The sequence below is a fragment of the Actinoplanes sp. NPDC049316 genome, assembly GCF_040677315.1.
Taxonomy (GTDB): domain Bacteria; phylum Actinomycetota; class Actinomycetes; order Mycobacteriales; family Micromonosporaceae; genus Actinoplanes.
On record NZ_JBFAQM010000038.1, the window covers coordinates 18,716 to 35,692 of the forward strand.

The 16,977-nt window shown below is 71.4% G+C and carries 16 protein-coding genes; 4 read left to right on the plus strand and 12 right to left on the minus strand.

Going from position 1 to position 16,977, the window contains the following annotated elements; all coding sequences use genetic code 11:
- Nucleotides 1-31: 31 nt before the first annotated feature.
- Nucleotides 32-880 (minus strand): GDSL-type esterase/lipase family protein, encoded by an 849-nt coding sequence (locus AB0K03_RS36405; protein ID WP_364695076.1) that lies wholly within the window; start codon nt 878-880, stop codon nt 32-34.
- Nucleotides 881-994: 114 nt separating this feature from the next.
- Between AB0K03_RS36405 and AB0K03_RS36410 the strand changes: the two genes are divergently transcribed.
- Both AB0K03_RS36410 and nadE read left to right on the plus strand, forming a co-directional pair.
- On the plus strand, nt 995-3,955 hold the full coding sequence (locus AB0K03_RS36410) for an MGH1-like glycoside hydrolase domain-containing protein (protein WP_364695079.1): 2,961 nt from the start codon (nt 995-997) through the stop codon (nt 3,953-3,955).
- Nucleotides 3,956-4,003: 48 nt separating this feature from the next.
- Nucleotides 4,004-4,852, plus strand: a complete 849-nt coding sequence (gene nadE, locus AB0K03_RS36415) for an ammonia-dependent NAD(+) synthetase (RefSeq protein WP_364695082.1) — start codon at nt 4,004-4,006, stop codon at nt 4,850-4,852.
- On the opposite strand, the gene AB0K03_RS36420 is transcribed toward nadE, so the two are convergent.
- Nucleotides 4,815-5,891: a WYL domain-containing protein gene (locus tag AB0K03_RS36420; RefSeq protein WP_364695084.1), complete on the minus strand. Its 1,077-nt coding sequence runs from the start codon at nt 5,889-5,891 to the stop codon at nt 4,815-4,817. The genes nadE and AB0K03_RS36420 overlap by 38 nt on opposite strands.
- Before the next feature lie 62 nt (nt 5,892-5,953).
- On the opposite strand from AB0K03_RS36420, the gene AB0K03_RS36425 reads away from it, so the two are divergent.
- Nucleotides 5,954-6,892 carry an alpha/beta hydrolase gene (locus AB0K03_RS36425; RefSeq protein WP_364695086.1) on the plus strand — a complete coding sequence of 313 codons (939 nt, stop codon included), beginning with the start codon at nt 5,954-5,956 and terminating at the stop codon, nt 6,890-6,892.
- 193 nt (nt 6,893-7,085) lie between these two features.
- On the opposite strand, the gene AB0K03_RS36430 is transcribed toward AB0K03_RS36425, so the two are convergent.
- The 4 genes from AB0K03_RS36430 to AB0K03_RS36445 all read right to left on the minus strand — a co-directional run bounded on the left by AB0K03_RS36430 (nt 7,086) and on the right by AB0K03_RS36445 (nt 10,074).
- On the minus strand, nt 7,086-7,241 hold the full coding sequence (locus AB0K03_RS36430) for a hypothetical protein (protein ID WP_364695089.1): 156 nt from the start codon (nt 7,239-7,241) through the stop codon (nt 7,086-7,088).
- A 175-nt stretch (nt 7,242-7,416) separates the two neighbouring features.
- Nucleotides 7,417-8,016: a DUF305 domain-containing protein gene (locus AB0K03_RS36435; protein WP_364695092.1), complete on the minus strand. Its 600-nt coding sequence runs from the start codon at nt 8,014-8,016 to the stop codon at nt 7,417-7,419.
- 61 nt (nt 8,017-8,077) lie between these two features.
- Nucleotides 8,078-9,358, minus strand: coding sequence for a primary-amine oxidase (locus tag AB0K03_RS36440; protein WP_364695095.1), 1,281 nt, complete (start codon nt 9,356-9,358; stop codon nt 8,078-8,080).
- A 17-nt stretch (nt 9,359-9,375) separates the two neighbouring features.
- On the minus strand, nt 9,376-10,074 hold the full coding sequence (locus AB0K03_RS36445; protein WP_364695097.1) for a hypothetical protein: 699 nt from the start codon (nt 10,072-10,074) through the stop codon (nt 9,376-9,378).
- Between the two features lie 172 nt (nt 10,075-10,246).
- Here AB0K03_RS36445 and AB0K03_RS36450 point away from each other — a divergent pair, with 172 nt between their 5' ends.
- The gene (locus AB0K03_RS36450) at nt 10,247-11,278 is read left to right on the plus strand and encodes an LLM class flavin-dependent oxidoreductase (protein ID WP_364695100.1); all 1,032 of its coding nucleotides are present in this window, start codon (nt 10,247-10,249) and stop codon (nt 11,276-11,278) included.
- Nucleotides 11,279-11,387: 109 nt separating this feature from the next.
- On the opposite strand, the gene AB0K03_RS36455 is transcribed toward AB0K03_RS36450, so the two are convergent.
- From AB0K03_RS36455 to AB0K03_RS36480, 6 genes are all read right to left on the minus strand, one after another.
- The gene (locus AB0K03_RS36455; protein WP_364695102.1) at nt 11,388-12,047 is read right to left on the minus strand and encodes a hypothetical protein; all 660 of its coding nucleotides are present in this window, start codon (nt 12,045-12,047) and stop codon (nt 11,388-11,390) included.
- Between the two features lie 237 nt (nt 12,048-12,284).
- Nucleotides 12,285-13,106, minus strand: a complete 822-nt coding sequence (locus tag AB0K03_RS36460; protein WP_364695105.1) for an SAM-dependent methyltransferase — start codon at nt 13,104-13,106, stop codon at nt 12,285-12,287.
- On the minus strand, nt 13,103-15,187 hold the full coding sequence (locus AB0K03_RS36465) for an EAL domain-containing protein (RefSeq protein ID WP_364695108.1): 2,085 nt from the start codon (nt 15,185-15,187) through the stop codon (nt 13,103-13,105). The genes AB0K03_RS36460 and AB0K03_RS36465 overlap by 4 nt, the downstream gene beginning before the upstream one ends.
- Entirely contained in the window at nt 15,187-15,792 is a 606-nt protein-coding gene (locus AB0K03_RS36470; RefSeq protein ID WP_364695111.1) for a sigma-70 family RNA polymerase sigma factor, read from the minus strand. The genes AB0K03_RS36465 and AB0K03_RS36470 overlap by 1 nt, the downstream gene beginning before the upstream one ends.
- Before the next feature lie 97 nt (nt 15,793-15,889).
- The gene (locus tag AB0K03_RS36475; RefSeq protein ID WP_364695114.1) at nt 15,890-16,228 is read right to left on the minus strand and encodes a hypothetical protein; all 339 of its coding nucleotides are present in this window, start codon (nt 16,226-16,228) and stop codon (nt 15,890-15,892) included.
- Nucleotides 16,229-16,238: 10 nt separating this feature from the next.
- Complete coding sequence (locus AB0K03_RS36480; protein WP_364695117.1) at nt 16,239-16,976, minus strand: WXG100 family type VII secretion target; 738 nt, start codon at nt 16,974-16,976, stop codon at nt 16,239-16,241.
- Nucleotide 16,977: the final 1 nt, after the last annotated feature.

Here is a 16,977-nt window from a genome sequence, read left to right on the forward strand (position 1 = left end):
GTCCATATTTATCGATCTAAGTTTCGAAACCTCACCACGAGAAGCGGACCGGGTACGTGGCGTCCGCCAGCCGGTTCTGCCCGGCGACGTTGGGGTGGAAGTAGTCGCCCTTGTTCACGAGGTCGAGGGAGAACCGGACGCGGTGCACCGCACCACCGTCCCAGCGGCAGTGCCCGCCGTACGCCTCGCAGGCCCGGGCCAGCTCGTCGTTGTAAGCGTCGATGCGGCCGGCGACCCGGTCGCGGCGCTGTTCGTCGGCGGCGGCCGTGGAGGTCGGGTTCGCCAGCAGCGAAGGGCACACGCCGTGCCGCCACGCCCGCACCGCGGCGGGCTCGTCGTGACCGAGCCGCCACAGGCGGCGGATGTCCGGGACGCTGACCACGAGCACGCGCGCCTTCGGCAGCCCCTTGCGCAGAATGGACAGCGCCTTGTCGACGTGGCCGCGGAAGGCGCGGACGGACGTCATGCCGGCCACGTCGTCCGCGCACGCGTCGTTCGCCCCGATCAGGACGGTCACGTACTGCGCCCGTGCGTCGACCGCCGCGTACGCCTGCGCGGGCAGGTCCGCGGCCAGCGCCCCGGGCACGGCGAAGTTGCGGGCCTGACCCTTGATCTTCGGGTTGGCCGTGCGCAGCCGCCGATAATGGCTGTCCACGTCGTCGGATCCACCGGTCGACCAGGAGTTGCGGCTGCACGCGACGAAGACGGCGCAGCTGCCGAAGCCCGCGGTGATCGAGTCGCCGAGCGCGGCCATCGTGGACGGCAGGCCCGAGACCGGCTCCGGCCGCCCGGTGGCAGCCGGGTCGGCGGCGGCGCCGTCGCACGCGAGGGCGAGAGCGCTGAGTACGGCGAGCGCGATGGTGTGCCGGCGACGAAGCACCGAACCTCCTACAGCACCTATAGTGACGACCCGGGCACTCTACGACATTCCTCGGTGCCGTGCCGCCCTGTGCGACTTGTTGACTTCTCTGTGCCATGTTGTTGAAATGCGTTCATGCCGAAGTGGACCGTGGCGCTCCTCCTGCTGGCCGGCCTGACCGTTCCCGCGACTTCCGCCCGCGCGCACGCCGCCGGTGCCGTACCGGTCTATCCCGCCGTGGGGCCGACCACGCACGTCCTGGACCATGCCGCGCTGCTCGGCGACGTCGCCGAACCCGACTGGTACGAGGCGAACATCCCGTTCGTGGACCTGCCCGACCGCGACATTCAGCAGACGTACTACTACCGGTGGCGCACGTACAAGGAAGCCCTGAAGTACACCGGCCCGAAGGACGGCTGGATCGTCTCGGAGTTCCTCGGCCCGGTCGGCTACTCCGCCCCGTACGGCGGCATCGACGCCGCCGCCGGCCACCACGTCTACGAGGGACGCTGGCTGCGCGACCGGCGCTACGGCGACGACTACCTCGACTACTGGCTCAGCGGCTCCGGCTCCGGCCCCAAGCCCGCCACCGACCAGCTCAACGACAACGCCACCGACTGGGCACACCAGTACTCGTTCTGGGCGGTGGACGCGGCCGTGGCCCGTGCCGAGGTGACCGGCGACTGGCGCTTCGTGCTCGACCGGATGCCGCAGCTGGAACGGCAGTACGCCCGCTGGAAGGACACCAACTTCGACCCTGCCACCGGCCTCTACTGGCAGACGCCGGTGTGGGACGCGATGGAGTACACGGCGAGCTCGTACCAGAGCGACGACCCGTACCACGGCGGCGACGGCTACCGCCCCACCATCAACGCCTACCAGTACGGCGACGCCCGCGCGCTGGCCCTGCTCGCCCGGATGGCCGGCGACACGGCCAAGGCGGCACGCTACGAGCGCGAGGCCACGAACCTGCGCAGCGCCACCGAGAAGTACCTGTGGGACCCGCGTACGTCGTTCTACAAGCACGTCATGCGCGAGGGCAACCCGCAGCGCACGCCGATCGCCGACCGCGAGCAGATCGGTTTCATCCCCTGGTACTTCCACATGGCGCCGGCCGCCAACGCCGCCGCCTGGGCCCAGCTCACCGATCCGCAGGGGTTCGCGGCGCCGTACGGGCCCACCACCACTGAGCGCCGCAGCCCCTGGTTCATGCACGACGCGCTCAGCGGGTGCTGCCGCTGGGACGGCCCGAGCTGGCCGTTCGCCACGAGTCAGACGCTCACCGCGCTCGCGAACCAGCTCGTCGACTACCCGGCCCAGTCCTACGTGGACCGTGACGACTTCTACGCGCTGCTGCGCGGGTACGCCCTCACCCAGCGCAAGGACGGCCGGCCGTACGTGGCCGAGGCGCACCACCCCGACGAGGACCGCTGGATCTACGACGGCCGCAACCACAGCGAGGACTACAACCACTCCACGTTCACCGACAACGTGCTCTCCGGGCTGCTCGGCATCCGCCCGCAGGCCGGGGAGACGCTGCGGCTCGCCCCGCTCACGCCCGCCGGGTGGGACCATTTCGCGGTGGAGAACCTGCCGTACCACGGCCGCAACGTGACCGTGGTGTGGGACCGCGACGGCACCGCGTACGGCCAGGGCCGCGGCCTGCGGGTGTGGATCGACGGGACGCTGCGGCACACCCAGGACTCGCTGTCCCCGGTGACCGTGACGCTCACCGGGAAGCCGTCCGCGGTGGCACTGCCCGAACTCGTCGACGACGCCGCCAACGTCACCGAGAGCGGCTACCCCACAGCGAGCGCCTCCTGGACGTGGCAGGGGGACAAGGCGGTCGACGCGATCGACGGGCAGGACTTCCACCTCGACGTGCCGGCCACGCGCTGGACCTCCTACGGCTCCCCGAACCCCCGCGACTGGCTGCAGGTGGACCTCGGCGCCGCGACGGTGATCTCCGACGTGCGCATCGTGTTCTACGACGACGGTGGCGGCGTGCGCACCCCCCAGTCGTACGCCCTGCAGTACCAGACCGCCGCCGGCGACTGGCTCGACGTCCCCGGCCAGCAACGCACTCCTGCCACACCGGTCGGGCGGGCGGTCAACCGGGTGCTGATCGACCCTCCCCTGACCACGGACCGGTTGCGTGTGCTGACGAGCCGGGACGACGGCGGAGCGGTCGGCATCACCGCGCTGCAGCTGTGGCGCCAGCCCGACCCGCGCGTCTCCGTACGGTTCGAAGGGCTCACCGGCGGCGCGCTCGCGGTCGACGCCGGCAAGACCGTCACGGTGAAGACTCGCCTCACCGGCCGGGCGGACCTGTCCCTGCAGGTGCCGCGGGGGTGGGCGGCGCGCCGGACCGGCCCCGGCACCTGGCGGGTCACCGTGCCCCCGGACGCCGACGTCGCGGCGGGCCTGCCGATCCGGGCCCTGGCCACCACCCCCGCCGGCGTCAGCAGCGCGCTCGCGCCGACCCGGTACGTCTTCGACCCGGCCGACTTCCCGCGCACGCTGTGGGACGACGACTTCGGCACCGACCGCACCGCGGCGTACCGGCTCGACCGGCCCGTCCCGGGCGAGGCGGCGCCCACCTTCGCGGTCACCGGCGGCACCCTGACGGCGAGCTCGGCCGGGCGCGCGTTCGGCGTCCTCGCCGCTCCCGTCGCGGCCGGCGACAGCGGCACCGCGATCGTCGTGGAGCCGCGCTCGTTCTCCGGGGCCTCACCGGAGGACAGCCTGTTCCTCGGCCTGGCCGCGAGCGGCGACGACTACGCGCTCGCCTGGTACAACAACCACTTCGGCACGACGGGCGCGGACGTCGAGGTGGCGGGCGGCTCGCGCCCGGAGGCGACCGGCGGCTGCTGCGCCGACGTCCGCTGGGAGCCGGGCGACCGCTTCGCCGTCGTGGTGCGCTCCGGGCACCTGACGACGTGGCGGGAACACGACGACGCCTGGACGCTGCTGCACGACGCCCCGGTGAGCGCGGCGGTTCCCCCGGCGACGGCCGCGACCTGGGCGCCGGCCGTCGGATTGCGGTTGGACCCCGGCACGATCAGCCTGGACCGAGTGACCGTGCTCGGACGCTGAATTCTGCGCCGGGCACCAATTGATCTTCGAGCCAGTACAGTGCGGGGCATGGCCACGCTACAGCAGGAGATCATCGCCCAGCTCCGGGTCGAAGCGGCCGTCGAGCCGAAGGCGGAGATCCGCCGGCGGGTCGGCTTCCTCAAGGACTACCTGCGGTCGACCCCCGCCCTGGGGTACGTGCTGGGGATCAGCGGCGGCCAGGACAGCACGCTGACCGGCCGGCTCTGCCAGCTCGCCGCGGAGGAGCTGCGGGCCGAGGGCCGGGAGGCGATCTTCGTCGCCGTGCGGCTGCCGTACGGGGTGCAGGCCGACGAGCACGACGCGCAGATCGCCCTCGAGTTCCTCCGGCCCGACCGCTCGGTCGTCGTGAACGTCCGGCCCAGCGCGGACGCCGTCGGGGCCGAGGCCGCGCAGGGTCTGCGCGACCTGCTCGGCGAGGAGCCCCGGCTGCGGGACTTCGTCCGCGGCAACATCAAGGCCCGCGAACGCATGGTGATCCAGTACGCGGTCGCCGGCCAGCTCAACCTGCTCGTCGCGGGCACCGACCACGCCGCGGAGGCGGTAACGGGCTTCTTCACCAAACACGGCGACGGCGGCGTGGACGTCACCCCGCTGTCCGGCCTCACCAAGCGCCAGGGCGCGGCCCTGCTGCAAGAGCTGGGAGCCCCGGCGAGCACCTGGCAGAAGGTCCCGACCGCCGACCTCGAGGACGACCGCCCGGCCCTGCCGGACGAGGTGGCACTCGGAGTCAGCTACGAGCAGATCGACGACTACCTGGAGGGGATCGAGGTCGCGCCCGAGGCGGCGGCGAGGATCGAGGCGGCCTTCCTGGCCACCCGGCACAAGCGCACCGTCCCGGTCACGCCCCACGACAGCTGGTGGCGGCCGGACGCTTAAGGATTGCTACGGCAGCACCAGCGTCAACCATTGCCTCTCCGACCGGCCGCACTCGGCCGAGATGAAGCTGCGTACGACCTGCGTACCGGTCGGAGCCGTATCGCTCGGCGAGGGTGCTGCCGATCGAGGCCAGGTGGTCCAGCACCTGCGGAGGGCCGGTCACCTCGAGGTATTCGACCAGCCCGGCAAGCTCCCCGGCGAGTATGTGTTCGTCATTGCCGCGGATCACGATCTCGATGCGGCCGTCGGCCGTGGAACCTCCCACTTCGAGGCGAGCGCCGAACCCCATGCGCAGCACGTCGATCCCGTCGGGCGCGCACATCGCCCGCGCTTCGAGGGGCGTTCGCTTGCGTTCGACCTCGTCGGCGATCGCGCGCCAGCTCTCGGCGAGGTCGAAGTCGTCGGGCCGGTGCACGGGATCGGCGGTCGGGTCGACGGACGACACGCGGTCGATCCGGAAGGTCCGCCGGCCGGACTCGGTGTGGGAGACGAGGTACCACGACGGGCCTTTGGCGACGATGCCCAGCGGGTGGACGGTTCGCTCGGTTTCGACGCGTTCGCGGTCGACGTAGCCGAGCCGGACCTGGACGCCGCGGATCACCGCGTCCTGGAGCTCGTCGAGGAAGCGAGGCGGTCGGGGCTCGACCCGGCTCGACCCCCATCGTTGCGGGTCCGTGACGAGCGACGACGCCGCCGCCTCGGCCTGTGCCCGGAACGGTTCGGGCAGGGCATGGACGAGCTTGCGCAGCGCTGCTTTCACGGCCGGCGTGGCAGACGAGGCCGGGCCGGCAACCAGGAACAGGGCGCGGGCCTCACCCGCCGTCAACCCGGACAGGTCGGTGCGGGCGCCGCCGACGAGGCGCCAGCCGCCGCCTCGGCCCTGCACGGAGTACACCGGCACGCCTGCCATGCCCAGGGCGTCGAGATCGCGGCGGGCGGTGCGCTCGGAGATCTCCAGCTCCCGGGCGACCTCCGCCGCGGTCACCTGCTCGCGATGTTGCAGGAGAAGGATGATGGCCATCAACCGGTCGGCTCGCACCCGGAAACACTCCCACCAAAACCGGTCAGGAGATGACCGGTATCGGTCCGCAAGATACCGGCATGACAACCGATTTTCCCGAGCCCACCCGCATTTCGGTCAACGGTGTGGAACTCGAAGTCTTCGAAGCCGGCCGGCAGAACGCGGGGAACCCCATCGTGCTCTGTCACGGCTGGCCGGAGCACGCCTTCTCCTGGCGCTACCAGCTGCCGGCCCTGGCCGCCGCGGGCTACCACGTCATCGTCCCGAACCAGCGGGGTTACGGTAACTCGTCCCGTCCCGCCGAAGTGACGGACTACGACATCGAGCACCTGGCGGGTGACCTCGTCGCCCTCCTCGACCACTACGGCTACGAGGACGCCACCTTCGTCGGCCACGACTGGGGCGCGTTCGTCGTCTGGGGCCTGACCCTGCTGCACCCGAACCGGGTCAACGGCGTGGTAGCGCTGAGCCTGCCCTACCAGGAGCGCGGAGAGATGCCCTGGATCGAGCTCATGGAGGCCGTGCTCGGCGGCGGCTTCTACTTCGTCCACTTCAACCGGCAGCCGGGCGTCGCGGACGCCGTGTTCGAGGAGAACACATTTCAGTTCCTCCGAAACCTGTACCGGAAGAACGTGCCTGCCGCGCAGCCTCAGCCCGGCAATGCGCTGATCAACCTTGCCAGAGCGGAAGCCCCACTCGGCGACCCCATCATGAGTGACAGCGACCTGGCTGTCTTCGTGCGCGCCTTCGAGTCAACAGGGTTCACGGGCGGAATCAACTGGTACCGAAACCTGGACCGCAACTGGCACCTACTGGCGGAGGTGGACCCGATCATCCGACAGCCCACCCTCATGATCTACGGCGACCACGACACAGTCGCGAGGGCGGAAAGGCTGACGGAATTCGTGCCGAATGTGGAAGTGGTCGGTCTGGACTGCGGTCACTGGATCCAGCAGGAGAAGCCGCAGGAAACCACCGAGGCGATTCTCAAGTGGCTGGACCAGCGGGATGCCGCCTAGCATCCCAGCGGGGCATCCGCTTCGCGGTCCGCTGAGGGGTCGCGGGGCGTAGTCGCCGGCAATGCGGGTTGGTGGCGTCAGCCACCAACCCGCATTGCAATCATCGAGCCGCCGACCGTGACCGGTGTCCACGTGATAGTGCCTCGCGGATCCAGGTGCCGGTCGCACTGACCTACCCCCTGTCGGATCGGGATCAGGTCGGACGACGAATCTTGCGCATGAGCATCGCCCATACGCCGTATCCCGAGCCGACGTTCCCGGTGATCGCCCCCACAGCGGACCCCGTGAACAAAGCGTTCGCACAGTCCGGGCAGACCTCGCGCCCGGTGACCGTCTTCTTGAAGGTCACCCGCACTCTGCGGCGGCAGTCAGGGCACTCACGAGCAGACAGTCCCATCGTGCTCTCCTCAGAACGGGCCGTACGCAGCGTACGGATATGACGCAACCCGGCGCCCGCGGTGTCGTTCTTGCGGCGCGGCTCCCGGGGCCTCTCAGCTGTGCCATGAGTCTGCACCTTGACAGGGTCAGAGCAGCGCGCGCATCGCGTCGTTCTCGGCGGTCTGCTCGTTGATCACGTGCTTCGCCATCCCATGGGTGTAGACGTTGCGGCCGTCGCCGTCGAGGAGCGCGCGGGCCATCGTGATCGCCCCCGTGTGGTGCTCGATCATGAGCCGCAGGAACATGCGGCCGGCGGCCGGCCCGGTGGCCGCGTCGAGTTGCCGGAGCTGTGCCTCGGTCAGCATCCCGGCCGATCCGCCGCCGGCGTGGTGGTGCCCCGCCGACGCGTGCGCCCCGCCCCACGCGTCGAGCCAGGCGTTCGTCTCGTCGATCTCACGCTGCTGGTCGTGGGCGATGAAGTCCGCGATCAGCCGTACCCGTTCCGGCACGCCGGGCTTGGCGACCAGCGCCCGGCTCATCCGGACGGCTTGGGCGTGGTGCACCACCATCATCTGGGCGAACTCGAGGTCCGCGCTGGTGGGGGCGGCCACGGTGGCGGCCGCGGCCGCGGCGACGGGCTGCCGCGGCTGCCGCGGCTGTTCGGCCCGGCCCCGGACGGCGAACGTCAGGACGGTGAGCGCGGTGGCCGCCAGCACGAGCGCGGCGGTGAGACGGCGCAGGGCCACGGGTGGTCCTTCCTCATGGAGCGGCCGGCCCGGACGAGGTGTCCGGGCCGGCCGGGGGTGCTCAGTCCTGCTGGCCGTTGACGCCGGCGCGTGCGGCCGGGGTCAGCGGGCTCATCTCGGTGAAGTCCCGCGGCAGCAGGTCGAAACCCTGCCAGTGCAGCGGCATCGGGCTCTGGTCCTCGTCGCGCGGCACGTGGTGGAAGCCCACCCGCACCCACATCACCGGGTCCTTGAGCGTCTCCTTGTTCTTGGCGAAGTCCAGGATCGACTTCTTCGACGCGCACTGCGGGTCGGCGTTGCCGGTGGCGTACTTCTCGCACGCGTGGCTCTGCGTGAAGGTCACGTCGGGCGTGGTCTCCGGGTGCGCCTCGTACCGGTCGTCGGCGCCGGTGACCAGCTCGTACGAGCGCAGGTGCCCATCCTTGTTCTTGCTGCTCGAGCTGACCAGGCGCCACCAGCGGCGGTTCACCTTGGAGAAGCTGCCCTCCTTGGCGATGGTCGTCTTCGTGGTCTTGAGCTTCGCGGTCATCGAGCCCCGGCCGTTGACCTTGGTGTCGTACTGCTCGACCTTCTCCTTGCCCTTGCCGGCGATGTTGAAGTCGACCCGCCAGAACGCGCTGTGGTAGTGCATCGCGGCGTAGTCACGGGCGCCCTTGCCGATCGGCCAGCCCTTGTCCGCGCTGACGTAGTCGCCCGGGGACAGGTCGCCGGTCGCCCCGAGGCGGGCGGAGATCTGCCCGTCGTCGTGCAGGCGGTACTCGGTCACGTACTCGTACCAGCCGACCTTGCTGATCGCCCGCAGCACCAGGTCGTGGCCCTGCTTGGAGTAGATCGGCTCGCGGCCGTTGTTCTCGTAGCCGTGCAGCCGGTACGCGAGCCCCGACGCCTCGGCGCTGACGCACAGCACCTTGCGCCGCTGCGGCTCGGGAGCGCCGTCGGAGCCGACCCGCGCCGAGCCGCCCTTGCAGTCGTCGCCGGTGAGCGTCTGCAGGTTCCAGCCGCCGAAGCCGTAGTCGGTGATGTCGTTGTACTCGGTGTCGCCCGAGTCGTACGGCACGTTGAGCTGCGCGAGCCGGATCGAGTCGAGCACCTGCACCGGCTCCGGGTAGCGCCGGGAGGAGACGAACACCTTCTCGAGGATCAGCCCGGCCTGCTCCTGCATACGCCAGCAGAGCTGCCAGGTGGTGCCGTTCGGCAGCGTCTCCTTGACCATCGTGGACGTCGCGCACGGCGCCGCCGCGGCCGCCGGCGCGGCCGCCGCGGGGCTGGCCGGGCTCGCGGCGAGCCCCAGCGAGGCCACGGTGAGCAGGGCGGCGGCGCCGGCTGTCTTCCGGTACGTCATTACTGCGGGGTCCCCGTCTACTTCAGGCGGGCGACCGTGCGCCCGGAGAGGTCGATGATGATGTCGTTCACGTCGATGAACAGCCCGTCCGCGGTCTCCACCACGAGCTGCAGGCAGCGGTGCTTGCCACAGTCGGCAGCGCCGGTGTCGGCCGGCCGGGCCTTGTAGACGTGCGCCTTGACGGTCAGGCCGTCCTTGCCGGCGAACTGCTTGCCGGTCGCCTTCTGGTACGCGTTCTTCAGCTCGGCCGCCAGCGGGTCGGCCAGCAGCATGTCCAGCGCGGTGGCCACCTCACGCTCCGACGCCGGCCGCTGCATCCCGGCGGCCGAGTAGGACTCGGCGAGCTTGCCCGCCTTGAGATCGACGACCTGCTTGACGAGCTTGTCGGTCTTGTAGTCGTAGTAGTACAGCTCGGCGCGCCGGCCCCCGCCGTCCGCGAGCACGTCCGCGGACAGGTACTCGGGTCCCTTCGCGCCGGTCACGTCCTCGGCGCCGGCGGCCAGCTCCGGCGTCACCGCCAGCTCCCGCGCCCGGTCCACCTCGCCGCTGGTCAGCGCGTCGCGGCCCACTCCGGTGGCCGGTTCCGGGCCAGGATCCGGATCCGACACCCGGGCCTGCTCCGCCGCGGCCGTCCCCGGGCCCGGCGACGGTGCGGCGTTCGCGTGCCACGAGGCCACCCCGAAGGCGGTCACCGCGGTCACGGTCGCGATGCCCAACCCCCAACCCCATGTTCTCCGACGGCCCATGTCCTCCCCCTCATCGATGGTCGCCGTGAGCATTCCGATCGATCCGTAAGACCACGGTGAGCCGAAAGTTCAGAACCATCGAAGTACGGCCGCAGCGAGGCGGGTAGGTCCACGGCTCCCGCCGGCGATCTAGGATCACGCCATGGCGCCCGTGGAATTCGGCTTGGACACGTTCGGTGATGTCACCGTCGGACCGGACGGCGAGCTGCTGCCGTACGCGCAGGTGATCCGCAACGTGGTCGACCAGGCAGTCCTGGCCGACGAGGTCGGCGTGGACGTGTTCGGTCTCGGCGAGCACCACCGCGACGACTACGCCGTGTCAGCACCGGAGATCGTGCTGGCGGCCGTCGCCGCACGTACCCGCCGGATCAAGCTCGGCACCGCGGTGACTGTGCTCAGCTCCGACGACCCCGTCCGCGTCTACGAGAGGTTCGCCACTCTGGCCGCGATCTCCCGCGGCCGCGCGGAGATCACCCTGGGCCGCGGCTCCTTCACCGAGTCGTTCCCGCTGTTCGGCTACGACCTCGCCGACTACGACCGGCTCTTCGCCGAGAAGGCCGACCTCATGGCGGAGCTGCTCACCGAGAAACCGGTGACCTGGCGCGGCACGGTCCGCCCGCCGCTGGAGAACCAGGAGGTGTACCCGAAGACCGAGGCCGGCCGCATCCCCACCTGGATCGGCGTGGGCGGCAGCCCGGAATCGGTGGTCCGCGCCGCCCAGTACGGCTTCCCCCTGGTGCTGGCGATCATCGGCGGCGACCCGGCCCGCTTCGCCCCGTACGTGGACCTCTACCACCGCGCGCTCGCCGAGTTCGACCGCGAACGCCTCCCGGTCGCCGTCCACGCCCCCGGCTTCATCGCGGCCACCGACGAGGAGGCAGCCGAGACCCTGTGGCCCCACGCACAGCGCGCCCTCACCCGCATCGGCGCGGAACGCGGCTGGCCGCCGCTGACCCGCGACCGCTTCGACGCGGACATCGCCGAGGGCGCCTGGCACGTCGGCTCCCCGGAGACGGTCGCCACCAAAATCGCCCGTACGGTCACCGCCCTCGGCATCCAGCGCTTCGACCTCAAGTACTCGGCGGGAACCCTCCCGCACGAGTCACTGATGACGGCGATCCACCTCTACGGCACCGAGGTCATCCCCCGAGTACGCGAGCTCCTCGGCGACTGAGCCCCGGCCCGCGCGGCCCGCACCGTCATCGTGTGCCGGCCCGGGGATGCGCGCAGGCGCGACCACCTACCGGTCCGAGCAGGCTCCCCTCGAAGGACGGCAGCCTCAGCTACTGGACTCTGAGTGCGCCGAGAGCGTCATAAAATGCGTAGCTCAGGAAGAAATGACCGAAGCAGAGCACGCATACCGCCGCCGCCGGCAGGAAGGCGAAACATCCGGATCCGCCGGGCTCCGTGTCGAGCTTTCCGGCCGCCCGCTTCCGGGCGGCAGACCGCTCCTGCATCCAGGATGTCAACTCGACATACAGGAAGACAGCGACCACTATCGGACCCAGAAAAGCAATCGCCAAGGCAAGAATTGAAGCCACGATCTTCACGACGACGGCGACGGCGCCGACGTCGAACTGGTCCGGACCAGCCGACGTCCCCGGAAGGTCGAGCCACGTCGTGAAGAAGAACGAATCGGCCATGATCGCCAAGGGAATGAAGACCGCCGCGATCGTGATGAAGTCACCGAACGCCTGCCGTTCCACCGGCGCCGAGACCGTGGAGAGTTGCGCCGGCGCGGGTGCAGGGAAGGTGGAACGACTGCCACGCCCCGGGCTCGCCTTGAGTTTCTTGGCGTTGTCCGTGAACCACGTTTCCACAAACAGGACGATGATGTAAAAAACAAACGTGAGCTGCTTGGCCACGTTCCCCTCGAAATACTGGAAGAGGAACAGGGCGATTCCACCGACGACCACTTTCAAGAAATTCCTGGGGCGGCTCATTCCCGCATGTTACAGAAGGGAACGGACAACCGGTAGGCGTCGAATACTTTCACCAGTTGCCGGGCCCTTTCCCTTTAATTCACCGACGGCCACATCACGGCACTGCGGCGAGCATCATCGCCTGGCCGTCCGTCCCCCGCCCTGAGGTCGTCGTACTGGCCGAGGTGGCTGCCCGCAGGCATGTGGACAGAGGTCGTCCACCGCGGCCACTGGCAGCTGCCGGAGTGATCGGGCCGGTCAGGGGTCGATCTGAGCGACTCCCGCGACCACCGCCATGCCCCGCGGGTCGCCGTCTCCCCCGGCCGGCCACTCGTGCACCCAGACCAGGCCCGGCGGCACCAGCACCGCGTTGCCGAAGAAGCGGAGGATCTCGCTGCGCGTACGGCCGTGCGCCGCCGAGACGTCCGTGCGGCGGTACAGGGCCTCGACCTGTTCCGAGGCCGCGTCCGCCGGGGTGTCCGACACCCCGTGGGAGATCACCACATACGAGCCGGCCGGCAGTGCCGCGCGCAGGCGCTCCACCGCCGTGTACGCGTCGTCGTCCGGTACGAAGTGCAGCATCGCCACGAGCAGGAGCCCGATGGGCCGGTCGAGGTCGAGCAGGTCGCGGACGGCGGGGTGGTCGAGGATGGCCTCCGGGAAGCGCATGTCGGCCTGGACCGCGGCCGCCCTCGGGTTGTCCTTGAGGATGTCGTTGCTGTGCGCCACGGCCACGGGGTCGATGTCCACGTAGACCACCCGGGCGCCGGGCTCGCGGCGCTGGGCGATCTCGTGGACGTTGCCGACCGTCGGGATGCCGCTGCCGACGTCGAGGAACTGGCGTACGCCGCGTTCGAGCAGGAACTCCACGGCCCGGCTGAGGAAGGCGCGGTTGGCCCGGGCCATGTCACCGGCGCCCGGGATCACGGTGAGCAGCCGTTTGGCCGCCTCCCGGTCCGCGGCGAAGTTGTGGTTGCCGCCGAGCAGGGCGTCGTAGATGCGGGCGCTGCTGGGGCGGCTGGAGGGGTCCACGTCGGCGTTCGCCATGCCGAGGAACCCTACTCCACTGTGGTCGGTCATGACGCCACCCGGCCCGCGACGGGCACGAGCTTTCCCGGACGCCGCAGCAGCGCGGGAATCTGGTGCGGGGTGGTGGGCGCGCCGTAGCGCAGGCCCTGGGCGCCGTCGCAGCCGGTGCCGACCAGCGTGGCGGCCCGCAGGTCGTCGTCGACGCCGTGCACGGTCAGCGTCAGGCCGAGCGCGTGCGCGACCCGGGCCATGCCGGCGACCAGGTCCCGGGCGGCTTCCGCGTTCGCCGGGCTGTCGTGCAACAGGCTTGCCGGGGTCCGCAGCCCGTGCACCGGCAGATCCCGCAGGTACGCGAGGCTGCTCGGCCCGGTGCCGAAGTCGTCCAGCACGATGCGCACGCCCAGCGCGGCAAGCGCGGCCAGCACGGTGTGGCTGTGCGCGCCCGCGGGCACCGCGTCGATCCCGGACAGGTGCAGGTGCAGCCGCTTGGGCGGCAGCCCGCTGGCCGACAGCGCCTCGCGGACCAGCTCGACGGCATCCGGGTAGCCGATCTGGTGCACGGGCAGGTCCAGGCCGACGAACGGGCCCTTCTTGCCGCCGTCCCACTGCATCGCCTGCCGGCAGGCCTGCTGCACGAGGCTGCCGGCGAGCCGCATGGTGGTCTCCCGGTCGCCGGTGAGCTGCCCGATCCGGCCGAGGTCGAGCGTGCCGAGGTGCGGGTGCCGCCAGGCCATGCGGGTGTGCAGCCCGGCGATGCGCCCGGAGCTGAGCTTGACGATCGGCTGGTACGTGGGTGGCCCGGTGACCAGCCCCGCCACGCCGGTCGTGCCGCCACCCCGGCCGGTGTCGGCGGGCTGCGCGTCGTACAGGGCCCAGCCGCTGCTGCCGGCGCGGGCCTGGCGCAGGGCGATCTCCGCGTCGACCAGCACCCGTCCCGCGTCGAGCCCTTCGGCCGGCACGTCGACGACGCCGACGTGGGCGTCCAGCCCGGCGGTCAGGCCGGTGCCCGGCAGCGACGCCGGCTCGCGCAGCGCGGCCGTGATCCGCTCGGCCAGCTCGGCGAGGTGCGCGACGCCGCCGCTGTCCTGGACGAGGATGGCGAAGCTCTGTCCGCCGTGCCGGGCGAGCAGATAGTCGGGGTGCCGGGTGAGCAGCTGCAGCCGGCGAGCCACCTCGGCGAGCACGTGGTCACCCGCGTCGGCGCCGAACTGCTCGCACACGGCGGCGTGCCCGCCCAGGTCGATCAGGCACACACCGGCGTGCCGGCCGGGTTCGTCGCCGTACGCCGCCTGCCGCAGCCGTTGCACCAGCCGCGACTTGTTGGCCAGGCCGGTGACCGGGTCGTAGAACGCCAGCCGGCGGTAGCGCGCCTCGCTGTCGTGCAGGGCGAGCTGGAACTCGCGGGCCGCCCGCTGCGTGGCCCGGTGCAGCGACTCCTGCTGGGCGAGGGTGCGCGCCTGCAGCGCGGCGGCGAACCCGGCGGCGAAAGCGCCGGCGACCTGGCGGGCCGGGCGGCGCAGCTCGTCGCCGTCGGCCAGGTGGTCGAGCACCACGGTCATCGTGGCGGGCAGCGCCTCGGGACGGCCGATGCCGAGCGCGACGACCTCCAGGCCGATCCGGTACGCGGCGTCGACGTCGGCCGGGGTGGCGTGCGCCGCGTCGTGCAGGCAGGCGGCGTACACGCCGAGGGTCTGCGCCGCGACGGGCCCGGCGACGGGCAGGTAGACACCGGCGGCGGTGGCGGCCGCCAGCCAGGTCTCACCGACCGTGCGCCCGTGGTCCGCCGCGGCGGGCATGGGGGCCAGCTCCACCGGCGCGGGGGCGGCCGGGGCGCCGGCGAGGGTGCGCCGGGCGCTCTGCACCGTACGGGCCGCCTGGTCCAGGGCCGCGTCGGTGTAGCGCAGCGCGGTCTCGAGCGCGGCGGCGACGATGCCGTCCGCCCGCTGCCGCGCGTCCTCGATGAGCCGGTCCGCGGCGTTGTCGCCGGCGGGTGGCGGGACGGGCTCCTCGTCGGGCACGGGGTCGTAGCCGCACTCGCTCAGGATCTGGTTGAGCGCGGCGATCATCATCGCGTGGGTGAGCACCGGGTCGTTCGCGTCGGGAGCGTCCCCGGGCCGGCCGGGCTCGGCCATCAGCTCTCGCCTCCAAGATCAGGCTGGGACTGTGGCGGGCGCTGGTTCGGGATGGCCTGCCAGAGGGCGACGGCTTGGCGGCGGCCCAGCTTGAGGGCGGTCCGTACCGCTTCGGGGGTCTTGCCGACCCGCGCGGCGATCTCGGACGGGGTGAGGCCCTGCGCGGAGAGCTCGAGCGCCTCCCGCCGCGCGGGCGGCAGCTGGGCGAGCACACCCGAGAACCATTCCTGCAGTTCGTACGCGACCAGCCCCGGGTCGTCGGTGCGCCCCTCGTCCAGCTCGGCGACGTCGGCGACCAGCACCTCGTCGCCGTGCCCGCCGGCGCGGCGCTGTTTGAGCCAGTGCGAGCGGGCGGCGGTGCGGACCCAGGCGACCGGGTGGGTCAGGTCGGACCAGCGCCGCAGCGCCTCCCGGATGGCCTCGGCGACCGCGTCCTGCGCCTCCCAGCGGTCGGCGCCCTCGCGCAGCAGGTTGCGGACGAGTCCCTCCCAGTAGCGCCGGAAGAACTCCTCGATCTCGGCGGCCGGGGGCGGGTTCGCGATGGCCGGCCGGGGCGGGGCCGGTTCTCCGTCCGCCACGTCCGGCGCATCCTGCGCTTCGACCACCGCTGCCTCCGTCCGCCGTCGAACACCCACCTAAGTAGGTCCACAGCGGAGCGTCGGCGTGACAGCGCAGGCCAAGATTCTTTACGTCAGGGTCGGCTCACTCCCGGGTGTGCCGTGCGGCGGCGGCCTCCCGGTCGATCTCCTCGCGGACGGCGGCGACCGCGGCGGCGGCCGCGCGTTCCTGCTCGCCCCTCTCCGTCTCGCTGAGCCCGTGGTACCAGTCGGCGAAGCCGGTCGCCTGCTGCCGGATGGCCTCGCCGTAGTACGACGAGGCGGCGGCGTCGGCGAGGCTGACGGTGCCCTTGAGCACCTCGCCGGCCATCTCGCGGAGCCGCTCGTCGGTGCCGTGCCGCGCCACCTGCTGCAGGAGCCCGTGCAGGATGCGAGCCCGGGCGCGGTCGCCGCCGGCGGCGTCCAGGAAGTCGGCGTCGTACATGGTGTCCTCCTCAGACGCCCGGGTGGTCGTACGCGCCGCCGGGCAACGGGTACTTGGTGAACTCACCGGCGTCGGCCGACAACCCCTGGATGAGGCCCACCACCTCGTTCATCAGGGTCAGCGCCGTCGAGGCGATCTTCTTGGCCTTGTCGAGGGTTTCCAGCAGCTTGTACGTCTCGTACGCGGCGATGGCGTACCCGGTCACCGCGCCGATGCCGGTCTCGATGGTGGCGGTGCCGGCCGAGGCGGCGAGGGCCGCGACGAGGGCGGCGTCGTACGCGTCCTTCATGAGCCCGGAGTAGACTTCGGCCTGCCGGTACGTGCCCTCGGCAGCCTTCTGGTACGCCTCGGAGAGCTTGTAGAGCACCAGCTGCTGGGAGCTGATCGCGCTCGCGAGGTCGGTGAAGTACGCGTACGCGGCCTCCGCGGCCCGGCCGTCCCACGCCTGGTCGAGCTCCAGGTTGCCGTGCGACATGTTGATGCCGATGTCCTGCAGCGCCGCGGCCAGGTTGGAGAAGGCGCCCGCGGCCTTCCACACCGCCTCCCAGTCGCCGGCGAACACCTTGGCGGCCTCGCCGAACGCGTCGTAGCCGGTGAGCTGTTTGACGAACTCGTTGACGATGTGGGTGGGGCTGAGCCAGTCCATGACCGAGCCCGGGTTCGCGAACGGCGCGCCGAGGATGGACTCGGTTCGCGCGGCCGGGTCGGTCAGCCGGCCGGTGGGATCCTCGACGTCGGCGAAGGCCACG

Excerpts from the sequence above, each read along its gene's own strand:
- AB0K03_RS36450 (WP_364695100.1), top strand. The coding sequence starts at position 10,247 with ATGGCGCCCGTGGAATTCGGCTTGGACACGTTCGGTGATGTCACCGTC.
- nadE (WP_364695082.1), top strand. The coding sequence starts at position 4,004 with ATGGCCACGCTACAGCAGGAGATCATCGCCCAGCTCCGGGTCGAAGCG.
- AB0K03_RS36475 (WP_364695114.1), bottom strand. The coding sequence starts at position 16,228 with ATGTACGACGCCGACTTCCTGGACGCCGCCGGCGGCGACCGCGCCCGG.
- AB0K03_RS36460 (WP_364695105.1), bottom strand. The coding sequence starts at position 13,106 with ATGACCGACCACAGTGGAGTAGGGTTCCTCGGCATGGCGAACGCCGAC.
- AB0K03_RS36465 (WP_364695108.1), bottom strand. The coding sequence starts at position 15,187 with ATGGCCGAGCCCGGCCGGCCCGGGGACGCTCCCGACGCGAACGACCCG.
- AB0K03_RS36440 (WP_364695095.1), bottom strand. The coding sequence starts at position 9,358 with ATGACGTACCGGAAGACAGCCGGCGCCGCCGCCCTGCTCACCGTGGCC.
- AB0K03_RS36425 (WP_364695086.1), top strand. The coding sequence starts at position 5,954 with ATGACAACCGATTTTCCCGAGCCCACCCGCATTTCGGTCAACGGTGTG.
- AB0K03_RS36455 (WP_364695102.1), bottom strand. The coding sequence starts at position 12,047 with ATGAGCCGCCCCAGGAATTTCTTGAAAGTGGTCGTCGGTGGAATCGCC.
- AB0K03_RS36410 (WP_364695079.1), top strand. The coding sequence starts at position 995 with ATGCCGAAGTGGACCGTGGCGCTCCTCCTGCTGGCCGGCCTGACCGTT.